The 16,414-nt window shown below is 71.6% G+C and carries 15 protein-coding genes; 7 read left to right on the forward strand and 8 right to left on the reverse strand.

The genetic code is table 11. The annotated features are described in order from the left end of the window. Positions 1-4 precede the first annotated feature (4 nt). Both NBY69_RS33420 and NBY69_RS33425 read right to left on the reverse strand, forming a co-directional pair. Positions 5-757 (reverse strand): response regulator transcription factor, encoded by a 753-nt coding sequence (locus tag NBY69_RS33420; protein WP_250305722.1) that lies wholly within the window; start codon positions 755-757, stop codon positions 5-7. Positions 758-950: 193 nt separating this feature from the next. After that, on the reverse strand, positions 951-2,156 hold the full coding sequence (locus tag NBY69_RS33425; protein ID WP_250305723.1) for a macrolide family glycosyltransferase: 1,206 nt from the start codon (positions 2,154-2,156) through the stop codon (positions 951-953). Positions 2,157-2,368: 212 nt separating this feature from the next. On the opposite strand from NBY69_RS33425, the gene NBY69_RS33430 reads away from it, so the two are divergent. Beyond that, positions 2,369-3,040: a class I SAM-dependent methyltransferase gene (locus tag NBY69_RS33430; protein ID WP_250305724.1), complete on the forward strand. Its 672-nt coding sequence runs from the start codon at positions 2,369-2,371 to the stop codon at positions 3,038-3,040. Beyond that, complete coding sequence (locus NBY69_RS33435; protein ID WP_250305725.1) at positions 3,037-3,948, forward strand: 1,4-dihydroxy-6-naphthoate synthase; 912 nt, start codon at positions 3,037-3,039, stop codon at positions 3,946-3,948. Before NBY69_RS33430 ends, NBY69_RS33435 begins: the two co-directional genes overlap by 4 nt. A gap of 137 nt (positions 3,949-4,085) precedes the next feature. Here NBY69_RS33435 and NBY69_RS33440 read toward each other — a convergent pair whose 3' ends face one another. Together NBY69_RS33440 and NBY69_RS33445 are read right to left on the reverse strand one after the other, a co-directional pair. Beyond that, the gene (locus NBY69_RS33440; RefSeq protein WP_250305726.1) at positions 4,086-5,297 is read right to left on the reverse strand and encodes a macrolide family glycosyltransferase; all 1,212 of its coding nucleotides are present in this window, start codon (positions 5,295-5,297) and stop codon (positions 4,086-4,088) included. Positions 5,298-5,394: 97 nt separating this feature from the next. Continuing rightward, positions 5,395-6,429, reverse strand: coding sequence for a Gfo/Idh/MocA family protein (locus tag NBY69_RS33445; RefSeq protein WP_250305727.1), 1,035 nt, complete (start codon positions 6,427-6,429; stop codon positions 5,395-5,397). 270 nt (positions 6,430-6,699) lie between these two features. Between NBY69_RS33445 and NBY69_RS33450 the strand changes: the two genes are divergently transcribed. Next, a complete protein-coding gene (locus tag NBY69_RS33450; RefSeq protein ID WP_250305728.1) occupies positions 6,700-7,923 on the forward strand; it encodes a nucleotide disphospho-sugar-binding domain-containing protein in 1,224 nt (407 codons plus the stop codon). A gap of 59 nt (positions 7,924-7,982) precedes the next feature. Here NBY69_RS33450 and rfbH read toward each other — a convergent pair whose 3' ends face one another. Continuing rightward, positions 7,983-9,293 (reverse strand): lipopolysaccharide biosynthesis protein RfbH, encoded by a 1,311-nt coding sequence (rfbH, locus tag NBY69_RS33455; protein WP_250305729.1) that lies wholly within the window; start codon positions 9,291-9,293, stop codon positions 7,983-7,985. Next, positions 9,286-10,290 (reverse strand): NAD(P)-dependent oxidoreductase, encoded by a 1,005-nt coding sequence (locus NBY69_RS33460; RefSeq protein WP_250305730.1) that lies wholly within the window; start codon positions 10,288-10,290, stop codon positions 9,286-9,288. The genes rfbH and NBY69_RS33460 overlap by 8 nt, the downstream gene beginning before the upstream one ends. Positions 10,291-10,525: 235 nt before the next feature. On the opposite strand from NBY69_RS33460, the gene NBY69_RS33465 reads away from it, so the two are divergent. Then, on the forward strand, positions 10,526-11,794 hold the full coding sequence (locus NBY69_RS33465) for an activator-dependent family glycosyltransferase (protein ID WP_250305731.1): 1,269 nt from the start codon (positions 10,526-10,528) through the stop codon (positions 11,792-11,794). A gap of 60 nt (positions 11,795-11,854) precedes the next feature. On the opposite strand, the gene NBY69_RS33470 is transcribed toward NBY69_RS33465, so the two are convergent. Both NBY69_RS33470 and NBY69_RS33475 read right to left on the reverse strand, forming a co-directional pair. Then, the gene (locus NBY69_RS33470) at positions 11,855-12,514 is read right to left on the reverse strand and encodes a response regulator transcription factor (RefSeq protein ID WP_250305732.1); all 660 of its coding nucleotides are present in this window, start codon (positions 12,512-12,514) and stop codon (positions 11,855-11,857) included. 3 nt (positions 12,515-12,517) lie between these two features. Then, the gene (locus tag NBY69_RS33475; RefSeq protein WP_250305733.1) at positions 12,518-13,714 is read right to left on the reverse strand and encodes a sensor histidine kinase; all 1,197 of its coding nucleotides are present in this window, start codon (positions 13,712-13,714) and stop codon (positions 12,518-12,520) included. 177 nt (positions 13,715-13,891) lie between these two features. Here NBY69_RS33475 and NBY69_RS33480 point away from each other — a divergent pair, with 177 nt between their 5' ends. Genes NBY69_RS33480 through NBY69_RS33490 form a run of 3 tightly spaced genes read left to right on the forward strand, consistent with a single transcriptional unit; the run spans position 13,892 to position 16,212 of the window. Beyond that, complete coding sequence (locus tag NBY69_RS33480) at positions 13,892-14,407, forward strand: YceI family protein (RefSeq protein WP_250305734.1); 516 nt, start codon at positions 13,892-13,894, stop codon at positions 14,405-14,407. 45 nt (positions 14,408-14,452) lie between these two features. Beyond that, positions 14,453-15,412 carry an ABC transporter ATP-binding protein gene (locus tag NBY69_RS33485; protein ID WP_250305735.1) on the forward strand — a complete coding sequence of 320 codons (960 nt, stop codon included), beginning with the start codon at positions 14,453-14,455 and terminating at the stop codon, positions 15,410-15,412. Further along, a complete protein-coding gene (locus NBY69_RS33490) occupies positions 15,409-16,212 on the forward strand; it encodes an ABC transporter permease (RefSeq protein ID WP_250305736.1) in 804 nt (267 codons plus the stop codon). The genes NBY69_RS33485 and NBY69_RS33490 overlap by 4 nt, the downstream gene beginning before the upstream one ends. Positions 16,213-16,414: the final 202 nt, after the last annotated feature.

Below are 16,414 nucleotides of genomic sequence, written 5' to 3' on the forward strand. Positions count from 1 at the left end.
CCGGTCAGCCCGTACGGTCCTCGCGCCGACCGGCTGCGACCCGGCCCGCGATGCCACGGAATCCCGCGTCGGCGCCGACCAGTCCTTCCCGCAGGGCCACGGCGACGGCCTGGGTCCGGTTGGGGCAGTTCAGCTTCGACAGCACGATGGCCACCAGCCGCTTGGCGCTGTGTTCGGAGAACGCCAGCGCCTGCCCGATCTGTTTGTTGCTCCGCCCCTCGACGAGGAGTTCCAGCACGTGCTGCTCGCGCGCGGTCAGCAGTACGGCCGCCACACCGGCCATGGGGGTGACGTCGCCCTTGCGGGTCCGCTGCGCCGCCCGCGCCGTCGGCTCCATCACGAACCGTTCACCGCTCGCCAGCCGTTTGAGCGCGCAGCTCAGCCCGTCGGTGGTCAGGGCGTCCTGGTCCAGGATGCCGTCGCACGGCACGACCATCCCGGCAGCGGCCCGGTCCATCTCGGCCCCGGGGAGGACCAGCACCACCAGGATGCCGTTCTCACGGGCGACCGCGGCGAGTTCGGCGGTCCACGCGTCCTCGCCGTGGCCCGATCCGTTCACGGACCACAGGATCAGCACATGGCAGGAGAGGATGAGCAACTGGATGGCGTCCTCGCGCGCCTCCGCCGCGAACTCCTCGGGTTCGAACACCGCGTAGCCGTCGACGCCCACGGCCTGTTCGAGCATCTGGGCAAGGCCGGTCCGGACCACTTCACTCGTGGCAACGACGGCGGCCTTCAGTATTCCCGAGGCGTTCATGTCCTGCTCCCCCGCTCATCCCACTGCCCTCGCGGACCATGATCTTGCACAGTAGGCGATTTCCGGCCCCGAGATGAGGGGCACCTGTTATTCGCCCCGCCGTACACACGGAGTTCATGTACTGACAGCGCGTCAGGGGGCTGGTTCCCGAAGCCGGAAATGAGACGAGGTGTCAGTCGGTACCGGCGGAAGATCAGCCCCTGGCGCGTGCCTCGATGTAGTCCGCGGCGAGCGAGGGGCCATCGGTGGCGCGCAGGTCGTCGCTGAGCGAGCGGACCCGTGTACGTACCCCTTCGTCCGAAGCGAGGGTGGCCACGGCCGTGCGGAGCCGCTCGGCCGTGACCTCGGCGGGCGGCAGGTGCACGCCGAGGCCCAGCTCCGCCAGGCGCGAGGCGATGAGCCGCTGTTCGGGCATGTGGGGCAGTGCGACGACCGGCGTACCGAAGTACATCGACTCCATGACGCTGTTCATGCCCGCGTGGGACACGAACACGTCGGCCCGTTCCAGTACGGCGAGTTGAGGCACCCAGCGCATCAGCTGGATGTTGTCCGGTACCTCGCCGAGACCACCGAGGTCGAACTGCTCGCCCACCGACATGACCACGTGCCACGGCGTCCCGGTGAACGCCTCCACACAGGTGCGGACGAACGCGTCCTGGTGGTCGTAGCTGAAGCTGCCCATCGACACCAGGACCACCGGCCGGTCCGGCGCGGGCGGCTGCCACTCCGGCTCCGTGGCCCGGCTGCCGATGCACGTGCCGACGAACGCGAACCGGTCGTCGAAGGTCTCCTGGGCGGGCTGGAACCGGCGCGGCAGGAACACCAGGTTCGCTCCGTCCGCCGGGGCGTTGAACTCCTCCAGCGTCATGCCGTCGAGACCGTGTTCCGCCCAGAGCTGCCCCTGCTTCACGAAGAAGTCGATGATCGCCGGGTGGCTCCCGTCGATCTCGTCGGCGTACATCGCGCCGATCTGCTGGGTGAGTGAGTAGTGCTCGTTCGAGGCGAAGGTGGCGAACAGCTCGATCGCGGGCCGTTTCCACTTGCGGGCGAGCACGCGCCCCGCGGCGAAGGTGCTGACGTCGTAGAGCAGCACGTCCGGTACGTCCTCGGCGAACCCGGCCTCGTAGAGCGGCACGGTGGCGATGGCCTCGTCGATGGAGCGGACCGGCTCGTGCGCCAGATAGTCCGCGTCCACCGTGTCGGGCAGCTTGCGCGAGGCGAGCCACGACTCGTAGCGCAGTACGTCCGCACCCGCCCCGGCGGCCAGCGGCGCGAAGCGCTCGTTGGTCGCGAACGTCACCCGGTGACCGCGCCGCACGAGCTCGGCGACGATCGGAAGGGTGGTGTTGATGTGTCCGAATGCGGGAAACGGCAGAAACGCCACGTGGAGTTCCGACATGGCCGCAGCATGTCAGCACCCACCGCCCGCCGACCGGCCGCGCCGGTCAACTCTGGGGAAATCACCAGGCGGTTCGTGCACCCGCCGCCGCGGTTGCGGGAAACACCCGGACTCCGGCTCTTGTCCTGGATCCGGGTGCGGGCGTCGTGCTGGGTTGGGGGCCCACGGCCCCGGCCCCACCACCCCGGCCCCGACGGAGAGCGAGACGTTCCGTGACCCAATCAGCAGGGCACGCCGATGTGCGAGTGCCCGGCGGACACATGAGCCCCGGCCTGGAGGTCTTCTCCCGAGGGTGGCCCGACCAGGCACCCGACACGGTCTGCGGCTGGGGCTCCAGCGAGCCTCACACCCAGCTCGTCCGCAAGGAACTCGTGAACATCCTCGAAACGTACGAGGTGACCACGTTGAACGACGCCGGCTGCGGCGACCTCGCGTGGATGAGCACGCTCGACCTCGGAGGGGTCGACTACACCGGGTACGACGTCCACGAGCGCGACTCCTGGCCCGAGTTGCGGCGCCGCGGGTTCCGGCTCGAAGTCGTCGACATCACGGTGGACGAACCGCGCCCGGCCGACCTGCTGATCTGCCGGGACGTCTTCATCCATCTGCCGAACGACATGATCCTGGCCGCGCTCGAACGGTTCAGGAAGTCCTGCCGGCTGCTGCTCACCACCAGTTACACCAGCGATCCCGGCGTGGCACGGGGCGAGTTCACCAATTCCGACCGGATGGACGCGCCGAGCCTGCTGCACGCGAAGCTCGACCTCGCGCTGCCGCCGTTCGGCCTGGGGACGCCGCTGGAGCGCATCCCCGAGGACTCGCCGAACAAGTACCTCGGCCTGTGGGACATGTCGGCCGCCCCGGCGGCAGGAGCCACCCGATGACCACACCAGCCACACCGACTACCCCGGCCACACCGCTGACGCTCGCCCACTCGCCGTGTCCCAACGACACCTTCGTCTTCCACGCGTGGACGTCGGGGCTGCTGCCGGGGGCGGTCCCGCCCGAGGTCACCCTCGCCGACATCGACGTCACCAACTCACTCGCCGAGAAAGGCGAGTTGGACGTGCTGAAGATCTCCTACGCGGCACTGCCCCGGGTGCTCGACCGGTATGCGCTGCTGCCCTGCGGCGGCGCACTCGGGCACGGCTGCGGGCCGCTGGTGCTCACCCGGGGAGTCCGCGACCCTGCGGACCTGGACGGCGGGACCGTCGCGATCCCCACGGAGCACTCCACCGCGTATCTGCTGTTCCGGCTGTGGGCCGAGCGGGCACTGCCCGGCGGCAGCGTACGGACCGTGGTGATGCCGTTCCACGAGATCATGCCGGCGGTCCGGGACGGCAGCGTGGACGCCGGACTGGTCATCCACGAGGCGCGGTTCACCTTCCACACGTACGGACTGCACCGCGTCGTCGACCTCGGCGAGGCGTGGGAGGCCCGCACCGGGCTGCCCATCCCGCTCGGGGCCATCGTGGCCCGCAGGGATCTGGGTGCGGAGCGTCTGGCCGGGATCGCCGACGCGATCCGTGGTTCGGTCCGGTACGCCTGGGCGGATCCGGGTGCGTCCCGGGAGTACGTGCGCGCCCATGCGCAGGAGATGGAGACCGAGGTGCTGGACCAGCACATCGGTCTCTACGTCAACGCGTACACCGAGGACCTCGGTGAGTCGGGCTACCAGGCGGTCCGCTCGCTGCTGGGCCTGGCCGCGAGGACGGGCGCGGTTCCGGCGCTCGCTCCGGGGGCACTCGATCTGCCCGCCGTACACGGGAGCGGTTCCGCCGGCGCGGTCTGAACGGACCGGTGGGCCACGCGGGCACCGGCCTGCACCTGGTGCCGTGGCTGCGTGGCCCACCGGATCCGCCCGGCCGCCGGTCTGTTCCCATCGGCGGCCCGTTCCCACCGGCGGCCCGTTCCCACCGGCGGCCGGGCTCAGTTCGGGCCGGACATGAGCGACTCCAGCCGGTCGGCGACGCCGGGCGCTCCCGGCGCCGTCCGCACGGAACGGCTCATCTCCCGAGCGCGCCGCCCGGCGTCCGGATCGGCGGCCACCTCCTCGACGGCGGCCCGCAGCCCGTCGGCGTCGAGATCACCGGGGTGGAGCCACTGCCCCATGCCCAGGTCCCTCACCTGACGGGCAGTGGCGTGCTGGTCCCACTGCTGCGGCACCACCACGACGGGGACGCCCTGGTGGGCCGCCTCCATCAGGCTTCCGACACCGCCCTGGCAGACGAACACGGTGGCGTGTTCGAGCACCGCGAGATGCGGGATCCACTGATGTGCCTCGACGTTGGGCGGCAGCATCCCCAGCTCCGCCGGGTCCACTCCCCCGCCGAGCGTCATCACCACGTGCCAGGGCGTGTCCGCGAACGCCTTCGCGCACGTCCGGAAGAAGTCCGGGTGCTGGTTGGCGGTGGTACCGAGCGAGACCAGCAGCAGCGGTCCGGCGCCCGCCGGAGGTGTCCACCGCCCGCTGAAGTCCGACGCGCGCAGGCAGGGTCCGGCAAAGAGGTACTCGTCGCCGAAGGTGTCGCCCCGCATCTGGAACTCACGGGTGACGAAGGAGATGTCGAGCACCGCGTCGTCGCCGCTGGCCGGTCCGGTGGAGAGCAGGTCGCCCACCCCGGCCGCCGTGATACGGGCGGCGAGTTCGCCCCCCAGCTCGGCCAGCCGCGGATCGCCCGGATCGGGCGGGGTGTGCGTGGGATCGGCCTCGGTGCCGTTCTGCGGCACGTGACTGTTGGTGCCGAACCCCGCGTACGTCCGTACGGTCGGCACACCGTACTTCCGGCTCAGCACGGCGGCCGTGTCGGAGGCGAGCGCGTCGTGCACGATCAGGTCGGGCGGATCGTCGGCCACGCTGCCCAGCGCGGTCTCCAGGGGCGCGAAGCTCTCCCGCAGGAACGCGACCATCATGGTCGTCGCGGTCTCCTCCCCGCTCAGGGAGGCGGGGAACACCGAGGAGTACGGAACGACCCGCGCACCGGTCTCGGCGACCCGGTCGGCGAGCCGGTCGGCCACGACGTAGGTGACGCGATGTCCGCGCCGGATCAGCTCCTCGACCATGCCGAGGGAGGCCTTGAGGTGGCTGTACGCGGGGAAGCCGAACCAGAGGATGTGCCGGGACACGGGCGCTTCGGACACCGTCACTTCGGACCTCGGCACTTCGGACAGGGGCACTTCAGGCAGGGGCACTTCAGGCAGGGCCGCTTCAGGCAGGGGCGCCGTGGACCGCGGCTCGCTAGGCAGGGACATGAGCGCTCCTCGCGTCGTGGACCGCCGACGGCCCGGCCGGGTCCGCGGCGCCCGCCCGGCGGACCACCGATTCGAGCAGCGTCGCCTGGCGCACGGCGTCCGTGCCGTGCCGCCGGTGCCCCGACGGGTCGGCGCAGGCCTCGGCGAAGGTGGTGACCGCGCCGAGGAACTGGTCGGCGGCGGGCAGCACACGCTCCTCCCTGGAGTCCGCGCGGTGCAGCCGGATCACCGGCCGCGTCGTGGGGGGCGGGGTGAAGGCCCAGTCCACCTCGATCCGGCCCTCGCTGCCCCACACCGCGTACGTGTTGCGGTAGGCGTGGGTCAGCCCGAAGTCGCACTGGGCGGTGAGCCCGGCGCTGTCGGCCAGCAGCACCGAGCCGGAGACGTCGACCCCGCTGTCCGGGTCGTACCGCAGTCGCGCGCCCAGCACACCGATGCCGTCGCCGAGGTGGAGCTGGGCGAGCCGGACGGGGTAGCAGCCGGTCTCCCGCAGCGCGCCGCCCGCGAGTTCACGGCTGTACCTGATGAGTCCGGAGTCGGCCCGCGGGATTCCGAACGAGGCGCTGACCACCTGGGGTTCCCCGATGACGCCGTCGGCGATCAGTTCGCGCACCCGGTCGTGCTGGGGGTGCCCGAGGAAGGCGAAGTTCTCCATGAACGCGAGCCCCGCGGTCTCCGCCGTCCGCACCAGTGCGGTGGCCGCTGCCGCACTGGTGGTCAGCGACTTCTCCACCAGGACGTGCTTACCGGCGCGCAGGGCGGCCTCGGCCCACTCCTCGTGCAGGGCGTTCGGCAGCGGAATGTAGACGGCAGCCACGTCCTCACGCGCGAGCAGCCGCTCGTACCCGGTCACGGCCTCGCAGTCGAAGGCGTCGGCGAAGGCCCGCGCCTTCTCCGGGGTGCGGCTCGCGACGGCCACCAGCCGCAGCCCGGCGCAGCGTCGGATGGCCGGTACGGTGCGCCGCCAGGCGATGTCGGCGGCGCCGAGCACCGCGATGCCGACAGGCTCGATGTCAGACATGTCCCCCCACGGGGTTTCGGTGGCCGACCGGGCCAGGCTTCGGCCGGACCGTTCCCCGGCCGGACCACGCCTCTGGCCGGCGTGATGTGCGGCCCATCCTGGACCGCCGTGGTCACCGTGGCACCGGCCGTGCCCGGAGTCTGCGACTTTCCCCAGAGTGCGGCACCAGGCACGGCGTCCGCCCAGGTCATCGGGGGTCGCGACACTAGGGTTCGGCTCACCCCCGGGCCCGCGGCGGCCGGCCCGGGGACCAGCCACCGGAGGTCTCCCGTGCGCGTGCTGTTCTCCGTGTCGTCCTGGCCCACCCACTACGCCGCGGCCGTACCGCTGGGCTGGGCCCTGCAGGCGGGCGGGCGCGAGGTGCGGGTGCTGTGCCCGCCCTCGCAGTCCGGGCCGGTCACCCGGGCAGGTCTGCTGCCGGTGCCGGTGCTCGACGGCATGGACGTGGCGGTGCACAACCGGATGAGTTACGTACGGGAGGCGCTGCGCGGCGAGTGGGCGTACCCCTGGCTGCCCCTCCACCCGCTGACCGGTGCCCCGATGTCGGCGCTCGGTGACTTCGACCTCGCGGAGTACCGGCGGACCGTCGAGCCGCAGTACGCGCGCCGCTCCGCCCACGGGCACGACGAGGCGGTCCGGTTCGCCCGGCGCTGGCGCCCCGATGCCGTGGTGCACGACCCGGTGAGTACCGAAGGGCTGCTCGCCGCACGGGTGTTGGGCATCCCGGCGGCGCTCGCCCTGTGGGGCCCGGTCGGCACGCACGAGGACCGCGGTCTCGACATCCTGCCGCAGGACCTCGGCCATTCCTTCGAGCGGTACGGCTGTGCGCCCTTCGGCGCCGATGCGATCGAGTACGTCATCGACCCCTGTCCGTCCGCGCTCCGGCCGCCCGTGCGCGGTGAGCGGCTGCCGGTGCGCTTCGTCCCGTACAACGGCGGTGGGGTGGCTCCGGAGTGGCTGGGCGCGGCGGGCCGGACCCGGCCCCGGATCGCGGTGACCTGGTCCACCGCGCTCACCTCGATGTCCGGTCCGCGCTCCTACCTGCTGCCGCGGATCGTCGAGGCGCTCAGCGGTCTCGACGCCGAGCTGGTCCTCACCGCGACCAGGGACGACGTGGCGGCGCTCGGTGACGTACCGCCGGACGTCCGGGTGCTGGAGCGCTGTCCGCTGCGGCTGCTGCTCGACCACTGCGACCTGGTGGTGCACCACGGAGGCGCGGGCAGCACGATGACCGCGCTGGCCGCCGGGGTGCCGCAGCTGGCGATCACCTTCGCCACCGAGCAGACCCGCGTCGCGGAACGGCTGACCGGCGCCGGGGCCGGGCTCCGGCTGTCCGGGCATCCGGCGGACGCGGAGTCCATCCGTGCGGCGGCCGTGGAACTGCTCGGCGAGCCGCGCTACCTGAAGGCAGCGGCCGGGCTGCGCGAGGACAACCTCCGGCGACCGACACCCGTCGAACTCGCGGCCCGGATGGAGGAGTTGGCACGCGGCTGACTCCCCGGCCGGACGGGGAGCGAGCAGGCGCCCGCCCGCCCGCCTCCCATCTGTTCAGCTCAGTGCGGCTTGGCGACGAACTCCCGGAGGGAGGCGACCATGTAGTCGACCATCTCGCCGGTGATCCCCGGGTACACACCGATCCAGAACGTCCGGTCGGTGATGATGTCGCTGTTGGTCAGCTCGCCACTGACCCGGTACGTCTCGTGGCGGTACGCGGGGTGCCGGGTGAGGTTGCCCGCGAACAGCAGCCGGGTGCCGATCCTGCGCGCCGTCAGGAAGTCCACCAGCTCCGGGCGGCTGAAGGGCGCGTCGTCGGTGAGGGTGATGACGAAGCCGAACCAGCTCGGGTCGCTGCCGGGGGTGGCCTCGGGCAGCAGCAGCCCCGGCACCCCGTCGAGGCCGTCGCGCAGCCGCTGCCAGTTGCGCTTGCGGGCCGCGACGAAATCGGGGAGCTTGGCGAGCTGTGTCAGACCGAGGGCCGCCTGGATGTCGGTGGCCTTCAGGTTGTAGCCGACGTGCGAGAAGATGTATTTGTGGTCGTACCCGTGCGGCAGGTCGCCCATCTGGTAGTTGAAGCGCTTGAGGCACTTGTTGTCCTCGCCCGGCTCGCACCAGCAGTCCCGTCCCCAGTCCCGCATCGACTCGGTGATCCGGGCCAGCTCCAGGGTGTTGGTGAGGACACAGCCGCCCTCACCGGTGGTGAGGTGGTGGGCCGGGTAGAAGCTCACGGTGGCGTAGTCACCGAAGGTGCCGGTGTTGCGGCCCTGGTACGTGGAGAGCACCGCGTCGCAGTTGTCCTCGATGAGGAACAGGTCGTGCTGCGCTGCCAGTTCGGCGACCTCGGCGACCGGGAAGGGGTTGCCCAGGGTGTGCGCCAGCATGATGACCTTGGTGCGCGGGGTGAGCGCCGCCTCGATCCGCTCGACCGTCGTGTTGTACGTCGCCAGGTCCACGTCCACGAAGACGGGCACCAGACCGCACTGGATGATCGGGTTGACCGTGGTGGGGAAGCCCGCCGCCACGGTGATCACCTCGTCGCCCGGCCGCAGTCTGCGGTCCTCCAGCTCCGGCACCGCCAGCGAGGAGAGCGCGAGGAGGTTGGCGGACGATCCCGAGTTGGTCAGGTGTGCCTTGCGGACACCGATGGTCCTGGCGAACTTCCGCTCGAAGAGCAGCGCCTGGGCACCGGACGCGATCCGCATCTCCAGGGCCTGTTCCACGAGCGCGGCACGGTCGTCCTCGTCGAGGACCGCACCCGACGGCAGGATCGGTGTGACCCCGGGAACGAACTCGCTCCCGGCCGAGGCCCGGTCACGGTGAAGCTTGCGGGTCTGCTCCAGTATGGACTGCACATCGGGGTCAGCCATGAATGCTCTCTCCGTCCACTGCGAGGGTCGTAAGGGGTACGCCGGGGCCGTCGGCGGGTGGGGCGACGCTGTCCCACAGGGCCCGCAGCGCGTCCGCCGGCGTCCGCGCCGGGGACCATCCCAGCTCCCGCAGCGCCAGGCCGATGTCGAGCGGCTGCTCTCCGGTCCCGGCGTCGCGGCGTACGGTCGGCGCCGGGGTGCGGACGACCGCGGCGGTCGAGCCCGCGATCCGGATCAGCGCGTCCACGGCGTCGGTCAGTGCGACTCCGGTACCCGCGCCGATGTTGACGACCGGCGGGACCTCCGGCGCGTCCGCCGCGGCCAGTACGGCGTCGGCGACGTCCCGGACATCGATGAGGTCCCGCACCCCGTAGATCGGCGGAAGCTTCAACTCACCTGGTTGTTCAGCGAGTTGCAGGGCCAGCCCGCCGAGCAGGCTGTGCCGTGAGGCGTAGGGGCCGACCGAGACGGTGACCCGCAGGACGACGGCGTCGATACGGCCGTCCCGGACGGCGCCGGTGACGGTGCGGGTTCCGGCGAGTTTGGTCCTGGCGTACCCGCTGGCCGGGGCGCACGGGGCGGACTCCGACAGGGCGGTGTGCCCGGGGACGCTGCCGTACTCGTAGGACGAGCCGATGTGCACCAGCCTGACCGGTCCCGGCAGGGCCGCCACCGCCGACACCAGACGCCCGACCAGCGTCACATTGCCCTCGGTGAGTTCCTCGTCGGTGACGTCCCACAGGGCACCCGCGGCATTGACCACCAGGGTGGGCCGCAGGCGTGCCAGCGCCTCGGTGAGCGTGGCGGCGTCCGCCCGTACGGCGTCGATCCGGAGCGTTCCGCAGCCGGGGGGCGCCGCGGCGGCCCGGCGCACCACGGCGGTCACCGCCCAGCCCGCGGCCCGCAGCACCGTACAGACATGGCGGCCGACGAATCCGGCGCCACCGAGCACGACGGCGACGGGCGGCGCCGGGCCGTCGTTCCCCACTGCGCGCATGGGCAGCCTCTCTGGCTCGCTGGACACTCGGACCCTCACTGGACAACCGGGGCTCGCGGACCCCGGGGCCCGTCGCTCACTATTCACACGGATCGCCTTCCCGGGCACCCGCGTCCCCCCTTGCCGGACCGAACTCTGGGTGTTTCCCCCGACTCCGCGGGCCACCGCCCCCGTCGGCCGGGGAGCGGACGAACCTGGACCCGCACCGGATCACCCGTCCACCCAGGAGTCCACCGTGCGCGTGCTGTTCGCGACCATCCCCGAGAAGTCCCATCTCTTCTGTCTGACCCCGCTCGCCTGGGCCGCGCGGGCCGCCGGTCACGAGGTCCGTGTCGCCAGTACCGCGGAGTTCGTCGACGTCATCGCCCGTACCGGCATGACCGCGGTGGCGGTGGGCAGCAACGACGGCATCAGCGCGGCGATGAGCGCGAACCGCGAGACGCAGCAGTGGGACTCGGTCAACTGGAGTGAGCTCGATCCGCCGAACCCCACCTACCAGGAGGAGTTCGACCGCGCCCAGCTCGGGGCGTACGGGTGCGCGATGTACAACGAGCCGATGATCGACGACCTGGTGGCGTTCGCCCGGGACTGGCGGCCCGATCTCGTCGTCTGGGATCCGCTGACCTACGCGGGGCCGATCGCCGCGGGCGTGGCGGGTGCCGCGCACGTGCGGTCGCTGTGCTTCGCCGACGTGTGGGTGAAGAAGCGCCAGCTGTTCCTGAAGCTCGCCGCCGAGGCCCCGGCCGACGAACGGGCCAGGGACCCGCTGGGCGGCTGGCTCACCGAGCGCACGGAGCAGTTCGGAGGTACCTACTCCCCCGAGTCGACCACCGGTCAGCTGACCCTGGACCCGCTGCCCGACAGCCTCGCCATCGACACCGGGGTGGCGCGGGCCCCGGTGCGCTTCGTGCCGTACAACGGTCCCGCGGTGGTGCCCGCCTGGCTGCGGACGCCGCCGGAACGCCCCCGGATCTGTCTGAGTCTCGGCGCGTCGAACACCGAGCGCTACGGCGGTGACTACGTGTCGAAGTCCGACATCCTGGAGTCCCTGGCGGAGCTGGACGCCGAGGTGGTGGCCGCGCTGCTGCCCTCGCAGGTAAGGGAGTTGGGGGCGCTGCCGGCGAACGTCCGGGTGGTGGAGTCCGTGCCGCTGCACGCGCTGCTGCCGAGCTGTTCGGTGCTGATCCACCACGGCGGTTTCGGCAGCTACGCCAACGCGCTGGTCCACGGCGTCCCGCAGCTCACCGTCACCACCCCGGTGGCCGATCAGATCTACCGCGGGGCCGGTCTGGAGAGCCAGGGCGCGGGGCTGCTGCTCGAAAGCGCCAGCGCCACGGCGGGGCAGGTGCGGGAGAGGACCGCGCGGATCCTGTCCGACGCGGCCTTCCAGGAGAACTCCGACCGGCTGCGCGAGGAGGCGCTGGCGCGTCCGGCACCGGCCGATGTGATTCCGGTACTGGAGAAGCTGGTCGCCGAGCGCCGGACCGATCCCTGGACGGTCTGACGCGGCAGGCTCCGGCTGCCCCTGTCCCCGGGCCGGGTCAGGGATCGACCGGGCCCGGGATCACTGCTCCTGGGCCGGGACGACACCCGCCTCGTGCGCGATCAGTCCGGCCTGGGTGCGGTTCGCGCAGCTCAGCTTGTCGAGCATCCGTGACACATAGCCCTTGATCGTCGCCTCGGAGAGGTGGAGCCGGGCCGCGATCCGCGCGTTGGACAGGCCCTCGCCGAGGCAGGCGAGCACCTCGGTCTCCCGCTCGGTCAGCGTCGCGACGAGCTGCCGGGCCCGGTCCCGCGCGGACGAGGTGTCCGTCGACGCGGCGACCAGCCTGCGGGCCGCCACCGCGGACAGCACGGTGTGGCCCTCGGCGGCCACCCGTACCAGTCCTATCAGGTCCTCCGGCGGGGTGGACTTGACCAGGAAGCCCGCCGCACCGGCCCGCAGCGCGCGCATCACGTACTGGTCGGCGTCGAACGTCGTCAGCACCACGATGGGCGGCGGGTCGGGGAGCCGGCCGATGCGTTCGATCGCGGTGAGCCCGTCGACGCCCGGCATCCGCAGGTCCATCAGTACGACGTCCGGCCTGCTGCGTACCACCGCGTCGACACCGGCCGCCCCGTCGTGCGCCTCGTCGACGACTTCGATGTCGGGGGCGGAGCCGAGGATCGTGCGCAGGAACACGCAGACCATCGGCTCGTCGTCCACCACCACTACCCGGATCATGACTCACACCGCCGATTCCGCAGTAGGTACGTAGGCGGGCAGGGTCGCCGCGAGGCAGAACCCGCCGTCCGGCGCGGGTCCGGCGCGCAGGGTGCCGTGGACCAGTTCGATGCGCTGCCTGAGGTTGACGATGCCGAGGCCGGACCCGGTCTCGACCAGGGCGCTGCTGGGTCTGCCGGTGGGGGGCGTGTTGTGGATCGTGACCCGCAACTGGGCCTCCTCGTACTCGACGCGCACGGTGACCCGCGCGCCGGGCGCGTGTTTGCGTACGTTGGTCAGCGCCTCCCGCACGATGCGGTACGCGGTACGGCCGACGACCGGCGAGGCGAGCGACCGGTCGCCCTCCTCGACCAGTTCGGTGGGTATGCCGACCGCGGCCGACTCGGCGATGAGCGTGGTGAATCCGTCCGCCGACGGTGTGGTGTCCTCCTCCGGGGCGGTGCGCAGAATGCCCACCAGGTCCCGGAGTTCGTCCAGTGCCTGGCAGCCCGCGGCGCGCAGTTCCTCCGTGGCCCGCCGGGTCGCTTCGTCGCGCGCCGTCATCTGCAGTGCACCGGCCTGGAGCACCATCAGACTCACCCGGTGGGTGACCACGTCGTGCATCTCCCCCGCCAGCCGGGCCCGTTCCTCGTCGCGGGCCTGCTCGGCGAGCAGATGGTGTTCCCGCTCGGCCCGCTCGGCCCGCTCGGTCAGCGCGAGCACCAGGCGGCGTCGGGCGTCCAGGTACAGGCCGAGCAGCGGCCCGGACACGGTGCGGAGCAGGCCGATCGTGATGATGGTGGCCGTGGGCTGCCAGACCCGCGCGACGATGAGCGTGAACCCGGTCAGAGCGACGAACGCGGTCCGGCGGCTCGTCCCGTAGAACAGCGGCCCGGTGGCGGCGAGCGCCGTCGCGTAGGGCGCCCACACGTTGCCGGGGCGGGCCGGGGTCAGCGCGTGCGCCGGGGAGATCAGCAGCGTCACGGCCAGGGTGAACGCGCCGAGCACAGCGACGACCGTCAGCGGGGCGCGGCGGCGCAGGACGAGTGAGCCGCAGGCGAGGGCCTGCACCCCCAGTAACACCTCGGCGAGCGGCCCCGGGTGGTCCGGCCACCAGGTCGCGCCGGCGAGCGTGGCCCCGGTGTCGAGCAGTACGAAGAAGACCGCGATCACCACGTCCACGGCGACCCGGTGCCGACGGTGCCAGCGCTCTTCTCTCACGCGGCACACGTTATGCCACGCGCGGGTCCGCGGGGTGTGCCTCCGCCGACAAGCAGACCCCCGGCCGGGGCGCAACCTACGAAAGTCGCATCCCGCCCCGTACGACCGGACGTTCGTCTCCTTCACGACCGACCGGCGGCCCTGCTGTTCGCCGTCCGGACGCCGTGTAATGGGTGCATGGAAACGAACCGGGGCAACGGGGCCGCGACTCCCCAGCTGGGCCGCTACGAGATCGACACCAGCAGTTCGGTCATCAAGTTCAGGACCAAGCACATGTTCGGTCTCGGCTCGGTGCTCGGCACCTTCGCGATCCGCGGCGGGACGGTCGATGTCGCCGAACCGCTCGGGGAGTCGAGCGTCCGCGTCGAGATCGACACGGCCAGCTTCGAGACGGGGACCGAGAAGCGGGACTCGACCGTACGGTCGAAGACCTTCCTCGACACCGGCCGCTATCCGACGATGACCTTCGTCTCCGAGAGCGTCGACGCCACCGGCATCACCGGGCAGCTGACCGTGCGCGAGGTGACCAGGCCGGTCACCCTGGCGATCCAGGAGTCGCGGACCGCCCCCGGTGCGTTCAGCGCCGTGGCCACGACGCGGATCGACCGGCTGGAGTTCGGGGTGACCGGGTCCCGCGGGATGACCGGGCGCTACCTCGATCTGACGCTGGAGATCCAGTGCACACGCACCTGAGACCGTCGCACGTCCGCCGCCACCCGCACCCGGGCCGGGTCGCGCATGTCTAGCGCGGTGGTGGTCGAGGACCTGCACAAGACGTACGGCACGCTGCGGGCCGTGCACGGGGTGAGCTTCTCCGTCGAGCACGGGGAGATATTCGCGCTGCTCGGCCGCAACGGCGCCGGGAAGACCACCACGATGGAGATCCTGGAGGGCTTCCGCACCCGGGACAGCGGTCGCGCCGAGGTGCTGGGGCTCGATCCGGGTGACACCTCCACGGAACGGGCTCTGCGCGAGCGGATCGGCCTGGTGCTCCAGGACATCGCCGTGGAACCGTATCTGACGGTCCGTGAGACGATCGCGCGCAATGCGGGGTACTACCCGTCGCCGCGTGACGTCGCCGAAGTGATCACGCTGGTCGACCTCGCCGGTCAGGAGAACCGCAAGGTCAGAGCGCTGTCCGGCGGTCAGAAGCGGCGCCTGGACCTGGCGCTCGGCATCATCGGCAACCCGGGCGTGCTCTTCCTCGACGAGCCGACGACGGGCTTCGACCCGAACGCGCGCCGGGGTGCCTGGCAGCTCGTACGCGATCTGCGCGACGCCGGGATGACCATCGTGCTCACCACGCACTACATGGAAGAGGCCCAGGAGCTGGCGGACCGGGTGGCGGTGATCTCCAAGGGCGAGATCGTGGCCGAGGGGACGCCGGAGACGCTCGGCGGCCGGGACACCGCCAAGGCCCGGATCAGCTTCGCCCTGCCCGAGGGGTGCGCGCTCTCCGACCTCCCGGTCGACGCCGCACCCGCGCACGGGATGTCCGAGCCCGCACACGGGCTGATCGTGGTCGAGTCCGCCGAACCGACGCGGACGCTGCACCAGTTGACCGGCTGGGCCCTCGACCGGGGCACGGTCCTCGACCGGCTGTCGGTCGACCGGCCGAGCCTGGAGGACGTCTATCTGCATCTGACGGACCAGGGCGCAGGCGCACCGGAACACACACTGGAGAGGAGCGCACGGTGAGTACCGTCACCGCCGCTGCCGACGTCCGCCGGTCCCCGCACCGTGACTGGGCGTTGCTGTGGCACCAGATCCGCTACGAGCAGCTCACCTTCTGGCGTAATCCGCAGAGCGCGTTCTTCACCTTCCTCTTCCCGGTCGTGGTCATCGCGATCTTCGGTGCGCTGTTCGGCGCCGTGGGCAGCAGTGACTTCTTCTACGGGCGGTCGGCGCTCCAGTACTACGTCTCCACCGTCGCCGCGGTCTCCGTACTGGGCGCCTGTTACAGCCAGTTGGCGATCGTGCTGTCGACCCGCAGGCAGAACGGCATCCTCAAGCGCGTGCGGGCGACGCCCCTGCCGACGTACATCTACTTCCTGGGGCTGCTCGCGCACTGCATCGTCGTCAGCATCGTGGACGTCGCGCTGATCATCGGTGTCGGCAGGCTCTACGGGGTCCCGTTCCCGGCGGGCTCCCAGTGGCCCGCGATCGCGGTGACCCTCGTACTGGGGTCTGCCAGCTTCTGCGCCCTGGGGGTCGCGGTGGCCTCCCTGATCCGCAACGCCGAGGCCGCGCCGTCGGTCGTGCAGCTGATCCTCTTCCCGCTGGTCTTCATCTCCGGCACGTACATGCCGATCCACTCCGGCACGCTGAACAGCATCTCGGCGGCGCTGCCGGTGCGGCCGTTCAACGAGGCCCTGCTCAGTGCGTTCGCCGAGCACTCGGGGGTGCCGTGGAAGAACTTCGCGGTGCTGCTGATCTGGGGCACGGCCGGGGCGGTCGTCGCCATCCGCCGGTTCCAATGGGCCCCCCGGCAGGAGTGACTCCGGTCAACTCCGCTGCTGTACCGGCCGGTTGATCCGGCCCCCACGAACGGCCGTCCGCACGGCCGAAAGAGCCGTGTCGCTGCGACTTCCCCCGAGCAGCGACACGGCTCGCCTCGTTGTCCCGGTCCGGTCGGGTCCGGTCCTGTCGGGTCCGGTCGGGTCCGGTCCGGTCCGGTCCGGTCGGGGTGGGCTGCGGGGT

This window comes from Streptomyces sp. A 4/2 (genome assembly GCF_940670765.1).
Lineage (GTDB): Bacteria > Actinomycetota > Actinomycetes > Streptomycetales > Streptomycetaceae > Streptomyces.